The following is a 12,184-nucleotide window of genomic DNA, read 5'->3' as shown; positions in this document are numbered from 1 at the left end:
CGTATTGGGGTGGGATTCGGTGATCGGGGGGCGATTCTGGCCGGTAGCGGCAGCGCGGGATGCGGCTAGCGTGTAGCTTCCGGGGGCATGCCGGGGGTCTGGGTGACTGGGGGGTTGCTCCATGGGAGTACGGCTCATGGTGGTCGACGATCACCGATTGCTCGCCGAGGCGCTGGCCTCTGCGCTGAAGCTGCGCGGGCACCGGGTGCTGGCCGCGGCGGCGCCGGCCGCGGGGGCGGCCGAGCTGGTGATCAGCCGGGCGCCGGAGGTGTGCCTGCTCGGGACGGCGACGCCGGCCGAGACGGGCATCTTCGATCCGGTGGTGCGGATCAAGCGGGAGCGTCCGCAGGTGGCGGTTCTGGTGCTCGGACCGGTGCCGAGCCCTCGCGGGATCGCGGCGGCGTTCGCGGCGGGGGCGTCGGGGTACGTCCGGCACGACGAGCGCATAGAGGGCGTGGAACGGGCGATCATGAAGGCGCGGGCCGGTGAGGCGGCGGTGGCGCCGGCGCTGTTGCAGGGGGCGTTCGGGGAACTGCTGAATCCGGCGGCGCAGCCCGACGACGAGGGGGCGCGGCTGCTGCAGATGCTCACGCCGAGGGAGGTCGAGGTCCTGGTCCGGGTCGCCGACGGCGAGGACACCCGGCTGATCGCGGCCGGGATGGGGATAGCACCGTCCACGGCGCGTACGCACGTGCAGCGGGTTCTGATGAAGCTCGGGGTGGGCTCACGACTGGAGGCAGCGGCGCTGGCGGCCCGGACGGGGTTGCTGGACCGGGCGGGGTCCTCCGGGGGTTGAGCGGGGTGCCTGCGGCGGCCTGTGGCCGCTTCGGTGGGGGTGCGCGTAGCGCGTTGGGTTCGGTGGTGGGTCGGGGTCGCGCCGGGGGGTGTCCGTCCTCGGAACGGCGCGGAATCGGTGGGCCGCAGAAGTGACGTTCGTTGACGCGCCAACCGCTGCGGGCGGACACCCCCCGACACGCCCCCTTCTCGCCGTACGCGGCTCTCCCGCGTATCCGCGTAGCTGCGGGCAGTCGTGCCGCTGGGGCGGCACGGGTGGGCGCAGCGGCACCCGGCGAGCGCCGGTCCGCGTCACCCACCCCTGGCCCGCACCCGCGCCGGGCGCCGTATGAACCCCGGTCGCGTCACCCACCCCGCGCCAGCACCGACGCCGGAGCCCTGACCACCCCGGCGTCACATGGGTGGGGTCACTCCTCGGGGGCGTCCTCCAGCGGCGGGGGGGGCGGAGCCGTGGGGCGGAGTTTCAGCCAGGCCAGGAAGAAGATGCCGAGGATCAGCATCCCCAGCCCGGTCCAGAGGTTGATGTTCACCCCTTGCGCCTTGTCGATCTCGTCGTCGGACGCCACGAAGCCCGCGATCATCACGATGACGCCGTAGACCGCGAACAGCCCGCCGATGATCCGCCGGATGTCGAACAGCCGCGCGGCGGTGACGGACTTGGTCTCCAGCTCGGAGACCTCGTCCTGGACGTTCTTGTCGGAGTAGGAATCAGACATGCTCTCTCAATCCTCCCGCGATCAGAACGAGAACGGGATGTAGCAGGCCGCGGCCAGGATGACCGCGCCCCAGCCCAGCAGCGCCGGCTTGCGGTACCACGCGTCGTCGCCCTTGGCCGGTGCCTCGGACATGCCGGGCGACGTCGTGCCGTAGACCAGACCCTGCAGCTCGCTGACCGGCTTCGGGGCCGTGAACAGGGACACCGCGACCATGACCACCGCGCCGGCCACGAAGCCCGCGATCGCGGAGACGAAGTTGGCGCCCTGGTCGGAGGGGATGTCGATGATGCCCTGCTTGTAGATGACGAAGTAGTTCACCATCGCGGCGGTCGTGCCGGCGATCAGGCCCCAGAAGCCGGACTTCATCGACGCGCGCTTCCAGAACATGCCGATGATGAAGACCACGAACATCGGCACGTTGAAGAAGGAGAACAGCGTCTGGAGGTAGCTCATGATGTTGGAGAAGGACGACGCCAGGAACGCCGTGCCGATCGAGGCCAGCACGCCGATCACGGTGATCAGGCGGCCGAAGCGCACGTAGTACTCGTCCGGGCGGTCCTTCTTCACGTACTTCTGCCAGATGTCGGTGGTGAAGACCGTGTTGAAGGAGGAGATGTTGGCCGCCATACCGGCCATGAACGCGGCCAGCAGACCGGTCACCGCGATGCCGAGGACACCGTTGGGCAGCAGTTGCTGCATCAGGTACGGGATCGCGTCGTTGTACTGGAGGTCGGAACCGGGCGTGCCGATCTTCGGGACCAGGACGGCGGCGACCAGACCGGGGATCATCACCACGAAGACGATGAAGATCTTCGGGAAGGCGGCGATCAGGGGCGTGCGCTGGGCCGCCGAGAGGTTCTTGGCGGACAGGGCGCGCTGCACCTCGGCGAAGTTCGTCGTCCAGTAGCCGAAGGAGAGGACGAAGCCGAGGCCCAGGACGATGGTCAGCCAGTTGGCGCCCAGCGGGTTGTCGCTGCCGATCCCCGTCCCGCCCCACGCCGTCATGAAGTCGGAGCCCCGTGACTGCGACAGGGAGTCGGACAGGCCGTCCCAGCCGCCGACCTTCTTCAGGCCCAGAATGGTGATCGGGATGAGGCCGGCCAGGATCACGAAGAACTGGAGGACCTCGTTGTAGATGGCCGAGGACAGACCGCCGAGGGTGATGTACGCCAGGACGAAGAAGCCGGCCACCACGATGGCCACCCACTCCGGCCAGCCCAGGAGCGCCTCGACCACGATCGCGAGGGCGTAGAGGTTCACGCCCGCGATCAAGATGGCCGCCACGGCGAACAGGACCGAACTGAGCAGGTGCGAGGCCTTGTCGAAGCGGAGGAGGAGGAACTCCGGGACCGACCTGACCTTCGAGCCGTAGTAGAACGGCATCATCACCAGGCCGAGGAAGACCATCGCCGGGATGGCGCCGATCCAGTACCAGTGGGTCGTGTAGACGCCGTACTGCGCGCTGTTGGCGGCCATGCCCAGGATCTCGGTGGCGCCCAGGTTGGCCGCCACGAAGGCGAGGCCGGTGACCCAGGCGGGCAGCGAGCGGCCGGACAGGAAGAAGTCCAGGCTGGTCTTGACCGAACGGCGGGCGGCGAAACCGATGCCCAGGACGACGACGAAGTAGATCCCGAGGATCGTGTAGTCGAGCCAGTTGGTGGGGAGCCGAAGTTCTGCTGCTAGGTATGTGGGGGTTTGCATTAAGCACTCGCTTCGTTCGCGAACTGATCCGCAGCGGAACCTACGCCTCCGCGTTCAGTAATTGAACACTTCTGGTGATGAACTTTGTTTGATTGTGATGAACGGCAGGCCGTGGTGGGTTGTGATGTGTTATGTTTGATTGTGTTGGGTGACTGGTGAGTGCATTGGTGGGCGCAGAGGAGTGCGGCAGTGAAGAAGACCTCTACCCGGCTGGCCGACGGCCGTGAGCTGGTCTACTACGACCTGCGTGACGACACCGTGCGCGACGCGGTCGACCACCGCCCGCTGGAGCCGACCGTCACCACCTCCGAGGTCCGCCGCGATCCCCTGCTCGGCGACTCGATCGCCGTCGCCTCGCACCGCCAGGGCCGCACCTACCACCCGCCCGCCGACCAGTGCCCGCTGTGCCCCTCGCAGGGCGAACGGCTGAGCGAGATCCCGGACTCGTCGTACGACGTCGTGGTCTTCGAGAACCGTTTCCCCTCGCTGGCCGGCGACTCCGGCCGCTGCGAGGTCGTCTGCTTCACCTCCGACCACGACGCCTCCTTCGCCGACCTGAGCGAGGGGCAGGCCCGGCTCGTGCTCGACGCCTGGACCGACCGCACCTCCGAGCTGTCCCATCTGCCCTCCGTTGAACAGGTGTTCTGCTTCGAGAACCGGGGCGCCGAGATCGGCGTGACACTGGGTCACCCGCACGGGCAGATCTACGCCTACCCCTTCACCACGCCCCGCACCGCCCTGATGCTCCGTTCACTCGCCGCCCACAAGGACGCGACGGGCGGGGACAACCTGTTCGACGCCGTCCTGGCGGAGGAACGGGCCGGTGAGCGTGTCGTCCTGGAGAGTGAGGAGTGGGTGGCCTTCGTGCCGTACGCGGCGCACTGGCCGTACGAGGTGCACCTCTACCCCAAGCGCAGGGTGCCCGACCTGCTCGGGCTCGACGAGGCGGCGCGCACAGAGTTCCCCCAGGTCTATCTGGAACTGTTGAGGCGCTTCGACCGGATCTTCGGTGAGGGCGAGCCTCCGACGCCCTACATCGCGGCCTGGCACCAGGCCCCGTTCGGGCAGCTGGAGGAGTTCGACGGCGTGACGCGGGACGACTTCGCGCTGCACCTGGAGCTTTTCACCATTCGCCGTACGTCCGGCAAGCTGAAGTTCCTCGCGGGCTCCGAGTCCGGCATGAACGTGTTCATCAACGACGTGCCCCCGGAGCGCGCGGCCGAGCGACTGCGAGAGGTAGCGAGTTCATGAGTGGGAAGTACCTGGTGACGGGCGGTGCGGGTTACGTCGGCAGCGTCGTCGCCCAGCATCTGGTGGAGGCCGGGCACGAGGTCGTCGTCCTCGACAACCTCTCGACCGGTTTCCGTGAGGGGGTGCCGGCGGGCGCCTCCTTCATCGAGGGGGACATCCGCGACGCCGCCAAGTGGCTGGATTCCACCTTCGACGGCGTGCTGCACTTCGCCGCCTTCTCCCAGGTGGGGGAGTCGGTCGTGAAGCCCGAGAAGTACTGGGACAACAACGTGGGCGGCACCATGGCCCTCCTGGAGGCCATGCGGGGCGCGGGCGTGCGCCGGCTCGTCTTCTCCTCCACGGCCGCCACGTACGGCGAACCGGACCAGGTCCCGATCCCCGAGTCCGCGCCGACGAGGCCCACCAACCCGTACGGCGCCTCCAAGCTCGCCGTCGACCACATGATCAGCGGCGAGGCGGCGGCCCACGGCCTGGGCGCGGTGTCGCTGCGCTACTTCAACGTCGCGGGCGCCTACGGCGAGTACGGCGAGCGCCACGACCCCGAGTCGCACCTGATCCCGCTCGTCCTCCAGGTGGCCCAGGGCCGGCGCGACGCGATCTCCGTCTTCGGCGACGACTACCCGACCCCGGACGGCACCTGCGTACGCGACTACATCCACGTCGCCGACCTGGCCGAGGCCCATCTGCTCGCGGTGGGGGCGGCCGCCCCCGGCGAGCACCTCATCTGCAACCTGGGCAACGGCAACGGGTTCTCCGTCCGCGAGGTCGTCGAGACCGTCCGCCGCGTCACCGGCCACCCGATCCCCGAGGTCGTGGCCCCCCGACGGGGCGGCGACCCGGCGGTCCTGGTGGCGTCGGCGGACACGGCACGCGAGAAACTGGGCTGGAACCCGTCCCGCGCGGATCTCGCGGGGATCGTCGCGGACGCGTGGGAGTTCGCGCAGCGAAGCGCGGGCTAGTACTTACGGAGTCACCGGAAGGGTGAGGGTCAGGGCATGGGCGAGGCTGTCGCAGGGACCGTCGGCGAGCGGTTCCGGGAGCTGTACGGGGCGGAACCGCAAGGGGTGTGGGCCGCGCCGGGCCGGGTCAACCTGATCGGCGAACACACCGACTACAACGACGGCTTCGTCATGCCGTTCGCCCTGCCGCACACCGCGGTCGCCGCCGTCTCCCGGCGCGACGACGGCATCCTGCGCCTGCACTCGGCGGACGTCCCCGGCGACCCCGTCGAGCTGCGCGTGGCCGACCTGGACCCCGGGTCGGACAAGTCCTGGAGGGCGTACCCCTCGGGTGTCGTCTGGGCACTGCGCGAGGCGGGCCACGAGCTGACCGGCGCCGACGTGCACCTCGCCTCCACGGTGCCGTCCGGCGCGGGCCTCTCCTCCTCGGCGGCCCTGGAGGTCGTCGTCGCCCTGGCCCTGAACGACCTCTACGCGCTCGGCCTGCGCGGCTGGCAGCTGGCCCGCCTGTGCCAGCGCGCGGAGAACGTCTACGTCGGCGCGCCGGTCGGCATCATGGACCAGACCGCCTCCGCCTGCTGCGAGGCGGGCCACGCCCTGTTCCTCGACACCCGCGACCTCTCCCAGCGGCAGATCCCCTTCGACCTCGCGGCCGAGGGCATGCGCCTGCTCGTGGTCGACACGCAGGTCAAGCACTCCCACAGCGAGGGCGAGTACGGCAAGCGCCGCGCGGGCTGCGAGAAGGGCGCCGCGCTGCTCGGCGTCGACGCGCTGCGCGACGTGCCCTACGCCGAGCTGGACGCGGCGCTGGAACGGCTGGGCGACGAGGAGGAGGTACGCCGTCTCGTCCGGCACGTCGTCACGGAGGACGAGCGCGTCGAGCGCGTGGTGTCCCTCCTGGAATCCGGCGACACCCGCGCCATCGGCCCCGTCCTCGTCGAGGGCCACGTCTCCCTCCGCGACGACTTCCGTATCTCCTGCCCGGAGCTGGACCTGGTCGTCGACACCGCTCTCGCCTCCGGCGCCCTCGGCGCCCGGATGACCGGCGGCGGCTTCGGCGGCTCGGCGATCGTCCTTGCCGAGGCCACCGAGGTGGACGCCATCACCAAGGCGGTCGAAGAGGCCTTCGCGGCAGCGGCCTTCACGGCTCCCCGGGTGTTCGAGGCGGTGCCGTCGGCGGGGGCGCGGCGGATCCTCTGACGGGAACCCAACTGGTTGGCCGTCACTCCCGGTGGATAGCGTGGGTCACTCGTGTGAACCCTCGCCCCACCGGGAGCCATCCGTGAATCGCCGCCCCACGTTCCTCACAGCCGCCGCGTTTGCCGCCGCCGCGGCCCTGACGCTGTCCGCGTGCGGGGGCGGTGACGACGACTCCGGCGGCAACGACAAGATCGCGGGCGCGGACACCGGCCAGGCATCGACGTCGGCTTCGCCGAGTACCGGTGCGTCGGATTCCGCCGGCCGGCCCGACCTCAAGGTGCCCAAGGACATGAAGAGCGTCTTCGAGGGTTGGAAGACCGGGGACACCACCAAGGACGCCGCACTGGCCGATGCGCAGCGGGCACTCGGCTCGGTCGACGATGCGATCGCCCGGGGGGACACGAAGTCGAAGGGGCTGTCCTTCTACTACCGGGACAACGCGCTCGTCAGCGAAGTGAAGTGGGTTCAGGCGTGGCTTGACGCCAACATCTCCTGGACGGGAACCATTCGTTACTTCGATCCGCAGGTGACGCTGCGCGACGAGAAGACGGCTGTCGTCGTCTACTGCGCGGATGACGGTAAGGCGTACAACAAGGACCGCAAGACCGGCAAGGTGGACAAGACGCCGGCCAGTGACAGCCCGTACGTCCTGTACAACACGCGCTTGGAGAAAAGCGGTGACGGTGTGTGGGTGACCACGGGCCTGATCACCAAGAGGGGGCACGAGCAGTGCGGAGGCTGATCGTGTCGGCGCGGAGGAGCACCGTCGCGTTTCTGGTTCTCGTGACGGCTGGATTTCCGGGCACCGCGTGGGCAACCCCCGGCCCTGCTCCCTCCGTGACCGAGGTGGACTCCGACACCTCGGCCGGCGCCGACGGAGACAAGCTGACCGCCGGCGCCTCCGGCGTGATCGTCTTCAACCGGTCCAAGAACGGGTCCGGCAAGTCGGCCGGCACCGTCACCTCCAGTACCTCTTGGACACCCCCCGCCTGCTACTACGCGCCCAAGCACACCGCCAAGGAACTCGACGCGCAGATGCGGCAGGTGTGGGGGACCAGTTCGCCCAGTCACGAGTGGGCCCTGAAGACCCAGAACTACTTCGTCAACGGCCAGCCCTACAAGGACTTCAACAAGGACAAGGAGGGCGAGGGGTACTGGTGGGACTCCTACGTCACCGAGGGGCGCGAGGCCGACCCGGCGTCGCAGGAGTGCGACGAGTTGCCCTTCTGGGTCGATGAGGGCGACGCGCCACCCCCCGACCGCCCCCAGGCCATCACCGCCGAGACGCTCGCCCAGCTCGCCTACGCCGAGATCCGCGTGCCCTCGACCGAGGTCGACCTGGCGCCGGAGGGTGCCACGAAGGTGAACCTGCCGACCTGGGCATGGCTCGACACCGCCGAGTTCAAGCCTGTCTCCGTCACCGCCTCCGTCCCGATGCTCGGCCTCAGCGCGACGACCACGGCCGAACCGGTGTCGCTGAAGATCGCACCGGGCACGGACGACGCCGTCACCTACCCGGCGTCCGGACAGTGCGAGATCCGGGACGGACGGATCGGCGCGCCCTACGCCAAGGGCAAGGCCGACGAGACACCGCCGTGCGGGGTGAAGTACCTGCGCTCCTCAGGCGAGGGTTCGTACCAGCTCCAGGCCACCGTCACGTGGAAGATCAGCTGGACGAGCACGACCGGCGCCGGCGGCGGCCTCCCCGACGGCGAGTTCGGGGCGGGCCAGGACGTCGTCGTCCAGGAGATCCAGGCCGTCAACCGCTGAACAAGGAAACGGGGGCTGAGGCCTCCGCCAACTCCAGGCTGGTTGACGCCGTGGCTTCCGTCATCGCCGATCCGGCAGCCCTGGGCTACTTCGCACCGTAGAACAACCGTCAGACGGTCGAACTCGCCATGCCCGGCGGAGGTGGATTCCTCCTCGTGCGGAGGGAGGGACCGTGGCGCGCACCAGGAGAAGCGAGGGCCCTCATGAAGCATGAACAGATCGTCGCCTTCTTCGATGGGCGCGGCACCGCAGAGATCACGTTGAGAGGGGCAGAGGTCGCGCAGAGCAACACAATCGCGGCGGTGGCCCATGAGTTGGGCTACAGACTCCTCGAGACGGACATCGTCACTCGGAGCCAATGGCGTCTGACCTATCTGCGTGACGACTCCCCGGACGTCCGCCGACGCGCCCAGCACACGAGGGCCCGACTGCGTGCCGGTGGCCCCCTGTTCCCCCCTTCGGTCCCCGCGGGAATGCCGCCCGTCCCCGGCAGGCAGATCGCTCCGATGGAGGCGGTTTCGGCGCGGCAGAACGTGAAGGCCTACGAAACACACGGCTCGCGGGGTCTGGTCGTCATCGCCGGCCTTCTCAGCGCCGCCTTCCTGGTGCTGGCGTGGGTGGCGCGAGAGGCGATCGGGGGCGCGGTTGCCCTGCTGGCGGCAGCAGCCCTTTCAGCCGCAGTCGCGGTCCTGATCCCGCGCTGGATGAGGAACTGGTATGAGCGCAACCGCGGAAGGGTGGCCCGCTTCGACTGGCAGCGGTCCCGGCAGGGGGGCCCGCCGCCTCCTCCTGCTCCACCCCGTCCGGTTGAGTAAGTCCGCGTCGTGTACGCGACTGACTGCCTCCACTCGAGGTCCGGAGCAGGCCGGCTCGGTCGTCGCCGCGACGGACGGGCGAAGGTCTGACGGTCCGGGCCGAGGTCGCCGTCGGGGCTGCGGCGGGCACCTCGGCCGGTTCGGTGGGGGGGATTCGTGCCCGCATTGGCAGGTCGTCGCACGCATACTGGAAGGCGGGAGGACCCATGACTCAGGAGACTTTGTACAGGCGTCTGCGTCACCGGCGTGATCGTATGACTCCGCCGCCGGGCTTTGCCTGGCCCGAGATCAGTGATGGGCAGCTTGTGATGATGATGAGCCCGCGGCCCCGGCACCAGCTGACCGCGAAGCTGGTGTCCCGGCAGCTGGATGCTCAGGTTCCGGAAGGGTTCTTCGCGTTCGAGGCGACCGATATCGACGACGCGTCGCTCGGGGCGCTACGCATTCCCGACATTCTCGTCTGCTCAGGTGAAGCCATGCAGACCGATTCTCCCCTCGACCCCCACGAGATCACCCTGGCGATCGAGATCGTCTCCCCGTCCAACCCGGACAACGACTACCGCGACAAGAGCCGCGACTACCCCGCCATGGGCATCCCCCACTACCTGATCCTCGACCCCCGCGACGGCACCTGGACCTATCAGTGGGGCATCGGCAAGGCCGAGGGCAGGCCCGTCTACGAGAACCGGCTGCACCTTCCGTACGGCGAGTCGGCCTCCCTCGTCACCGAGCTGGGGACCTTGAGCGTCGAGACGACCGGCCTGCCCCGCTACAGTGCGAAGGACATGGGGCTGGAGCCGGAGTGACGGAGACCGGTCCGGCAGTCGCCCGGCCGCCTCACACCAGCTGTTTCACCAGCGTGTACTCCGTGACCCCCGGCGGGTAGTCGGGGATCACGCACATCACGTCGTAGCTGTGCCGTGTGTAGAAGTCCGGGGCCTGGAAGTCCCAGGTCTCCACGCGGGACGCCGCGCAGCCGCGTTCCTCGCGGGCCGTTCGTTCCGCCTCCGTCAGCAGGGCCGAGCCCAGGCCCGTGCCGCGGTGGCGGGCGTCGACCCACAGGTAGGTCACGTGCAGCCAGGTCGCCCAGGTGTGGCCGACGAGCCCGCCCGCCAGGCCGCCGGTCTCGTCCAGCACCCATACGTGCAACGGAAATTCGCGTTCGTGAGGGGTTCCGCGCAGCGAACGCAGGACCGAGGACGCCGCGGTGTTCGTCTCCCGCAGGCGGGTGCGCAGCAGATCGCGTCGCGCTTTGTCGACTTCTGTCACAAGACGAAACATGCGGCTCACCATAAACGGGCGGGGCTGTCAGTTCTGCAAATAACCTTCCGCTCCCGGCGCCCGCCCGTACTCTGATGAACAGCACCGGTGGGGGCCGGTGCCGTTCAGGGGGCGAGACAGCCGGGTACGGCGCTCGGGGCGGGACAGCGGTGCAAGCGCGGCGGCGGCCGTGCGGCCGTGGCGTTTCCACCCGGAGTACCGAGCGCACTGCTGGATACGGGGCTTCGGGCGCCGTACCCGTGCCGGTGTCGTCCTCCCAGGATGGACAGACGATGGGTATCCCCTGCTCCGGGAGGAGCTCGGGGGAGGGGGTTTCGTGGTTCGTATCCGAGTCCTGGTCGTCGACGACCATCGCATCTTCGCCGAGTCGCTCGCCGCCGCCCTGGCCGCCGAGCCCGACGTCGACGTCTCCGCGGCCGGCAGCGGTCCGGCCGCACTGCGCTGCCTGGAGCGGGCCGCGTCCGAGGGGCGGCCGTTCGACGTGCTGCTCGTCGACGCCGACCTGGGCGGCCGGGTGCCCGGCGCCCGCCCCGCCGTGCCCGTGCGGGAGGGCAACGAGGACGGGCTGGTGGACGGGATCTCGCTGGTCGCCGGCGTGCGGTCGGGGCAGCCGGGGGTACGGATCGTCGTCCTCGCCGGGCGGGACGATCCCCGGCGGGCGGCGCTCGCGCTGGGGGCCGGCGCCTCCGGGTGGGTCGCCAAGGACTGCTCCCTGTCGCGGCTGCTCAGCGTCATCCGGGGTGTGCTGCGCGACGAGACGCATCTGCCGCCCGCCCTGCTCACCGGCGTCCTGCGCGAACTGACCGCCGCCCGCAAGCACCGCACCGAGAGCGAGCGCCTGGTGGAGTCGCTGACGCCGAGGGAGCGCGAGGTGCTGCGGTGCATGGTGGCCGGGCTCGGGCGCAAGGCCGTCGCCGAGCGGCTGTACCTGTCCCCGCACACCGTGCGGACCCACATGCAGAACGTACTGGGCAAGCTGGGCGTCCACTCCACCCTCGCGGCGGTGGCGCTGGCGAGGAGGGCGGGGGTCGGTCCCGCCGACTTGGAGAGGCCCCTAACCGGGGATGTTGTCGAACGGGGCGGTCAGCTGGCGTAGCAGTGCCGCCAGTTCGCTGCGCTGGGCGCGGGACAGCTCGGCCAGGATGGCCCGTTCCTGCGCCAGGAGCCCGGCGAGCGACTGGTCGGCACGGTCGCGGCCCTCGTCCGTGAGCCGGACCAGCACGCCGCGCCGGTCGCTGGGGTCGGGCAGCCGCTCGACCAGTCCCTTCTTCGCCAGCCGGTCGATACGGTTGGTCATCGTGCCCGAGGTGACCAGGGTCTGGGTGAGGAGCTGGCCCGGGGAGAGCTGGTACGGGGTGCCGGCCCGGCGCAGGGCGGTGAGCACGTCGAACTCCCAGGGCTCCAACTGGTGCTCGGAGAAGGCCAGCCGGCGGGCGCGGTCCAGGTGCCGGGCGAGCCTGCTGACCCGGCTCAGCACCTCCAGTGGTTCCACGTCGAGGTCCGGGCGCTCCCGGCGCCACGCTGCGACCAGTCGATCGACCTCGTCCTCCATGTCGATCAGTGTAGTGGTTGTGTCGACGTGAAGTCTCTTGATGTCGATTGTCTTGACGTCGAGATAGATTGCCCGCGACGCTGGGTATCCGTACCGCACGGCCACCCTGGAGCGTCCATGCCCGCCACCGCCCCCGCCTGGGAC

General features: G+C 69.7%; 13 protein-coding genes. 9 read left to right on the top strand and 4 right to left on the bottom strand.

The window, feature by feature from the left end:
- The first annotated feature begins 121 nt into the window (after positions 1-121).
- On the top strand, positions 122-796 hold the full coding sequence (locus DMH12_RS33135) for a response regulator transcription factor (RefSeq protein WP_125495075.1): 675 nt from the start codon (positions 122-124) through the stop codon (positions 794-796).
- Positions 797-1,202: 406 nt separating this feature from the next.
- Here DMH12_RS33135 and DMH12_RS33130 read toward each other — a convergent pair whose 3' ends face one another.
- Positions 1,203-1,511: a hypothetical protein gene (locus DMH12_RS33130; protein WP_125495074.1), complete on the bottom strand. Its 309-nt coding sequence runs from the start codon at positions 1,509-1,511 to the stop codon at positions 1,203-1,205.
- Between the two features lie 21 nt (positions 1,512-1,532).
- Entirely contained in the window at positions 1,533-3,212 is a 1,680-nt protein-coding gene (locus DMH12_RS33125; protein ID WP_125495073.1) for a sodium:solute symporter family protein, read from the bottom strand.
- A gap of 189 nt (positions 3,213-3,401) precedes the next feature.
- On the opposite strand from DMH12_RS33125, the gene galT reads away from it, so the two are divergent.
- From galT to DMH12_RS33090, 7 genes are all read left to right on the top strand, one after another.
- A complete protein-coding gene (gene galT, locus DMH12_RS33120) occupies positions 3,402-4,463 on the top strand; it encodes a galactose-1-phosphate uridylyltransferase (protein WP_125495072.1) in 1,062 nt (353 codons plus the stop codon).
- Complete coding sequence (galE, locus tag DMH12_RS33115; RefSeq protein WP_125495071.1) at positions 4,460-5,422, top strand: UDP-glucose 4-epimerase GalE; 963 nt, start codon at positions 4,460-4,462, stop codon at positions 5,420-5,422. The genes galT and galE overlap by 4 nt, the downstream gene beginning before the upstream one ends.
- A 36-nt stretch (positions 5,423-5,458) precedes the next feature.
- The gene (galK, locus tag DMH12_RS33110) at positions 5,459-6,622 is read left to right on the top strand and encodes a galactokinase (protein WP_125495070.1); all 1,164 of its coding nucleotides are present in this window, start codon (positions 5,459-5,461) and stop codon (positions 6,620-6,622) included.
- Between the two features lie 82 nt (positions 6,623-6,704).
- Positions 6,705-7,364 carry a hypothetical protein gene (locus DMH12_RS33105; RefSeq protein WP_125495069.1) on the top strand — a complete coding sequence of 220 codons (660 nt, stop codon included), beginning with the start codon at positions 6,705-6,707 and terminating at the stop codon, positions 7,362-7,364.
- A gap of 2 nt (positions 7,365-7,366) precedes the next feature.
- Positions 7,367-8,392 carry a hypothetical protein gene (locus DMH12_RS33100; protein ID WP_399189696.1) on the top strand — a complete coding sequence of 342 codons (1,026 nt, stop codon included), beginning with the start codon at positions 7,367-7,369 and terminating at the stop codon, positions 8,390-8,392.
- A gap of 203 nt (positions 8,393-8,595) precedes the next feature.
- Positions 8,596-9,207: a hypothetical protein gene (locus DMH12_RS33095; protein WP_125495068.1), complete on the top strand. Its 612-nt coding sequence runs from the start codon at positions 8,596-8,598 to the stop codon at positions 9,205-9,207.
- 206 nt (positions 9,208-9,413) lie between these two features.
- Positions 9,414-10,013 carry a Uma2 family endonuclease gene (locus DMH12_RS33090; RefSeq protein WP_125495067.1) on the top strand — a complete coding sequence of 200 codons (600 nt, stop codon included), beginning with the start codon at positions 9,414-9,416 and terminating at the stop codon, positions 10,011-10,013.
- Positions 10,014-10,044: 31 nt separating this feature from the next.
- On the opposite strand, the gene DMH12_RS33085 is transcribed toward DMH12_RS33090, so the two are convergent.
- Positions 10,045-10,500 carry a GNAT family N-acetyltransferase gene (locus tag DMH12_RS33085; RefSeq protein WP_125495066.1) on the bottom strand — a complete coding sequence of 152 codons (456 nt, stop codon included), beginning with the start codon at positions 10,498-10,500 and terminating at the stop codon, positions 10,045-10,047.
- 304 nt (positions 10,501-10,804) lie between these two features.
- Between DMH12_RS33085 and DMH12_RS33080 the strand changes: the two genes are divergently transcribed.
- On the top strand, positions 10,805-11,584 hold the full coding sequence (locus DMH12_RS33080; protein WP_125495065.1) for a response regulator transcription factor: 780 nt from the start codon (positions 10,805-10,807) through the stop codon (positions 11,582-11,584).
- On the opposite strand, the gene tamR is transcribed toward DMH12_RS33080, so the two are convergent.
- Entirely contained in the window at positions 11,543-12,040 is a 498-nt protein-coding gene (tamR, locus tag DMH12_RS33075) for a MarR family transcriptional regulator TamR (RefSeq protein ID WP_122616995.1), read from the bottom strand. The two genes, DMH12_RS33080 and tamR, sit on opposite strands and share 42 nt — an antisense overlap.
- Positions 12,041-12,184: the final 144 nt, after the last annotated feature.

The sequence above is a fragment of the Streptomyces sp. WAC 04229 genome, from assembly GCF_003947455.1.
Lineage (GTDB): Bacteria > Actinomycetota > Actinomycetes > Streptomycetales > Streptomycetaceae > Streptomyces.
Note: the sequence above shows the minus strand (reverse complement) of the source record. Positions and strands in the feature narration are given on the sequence as shown.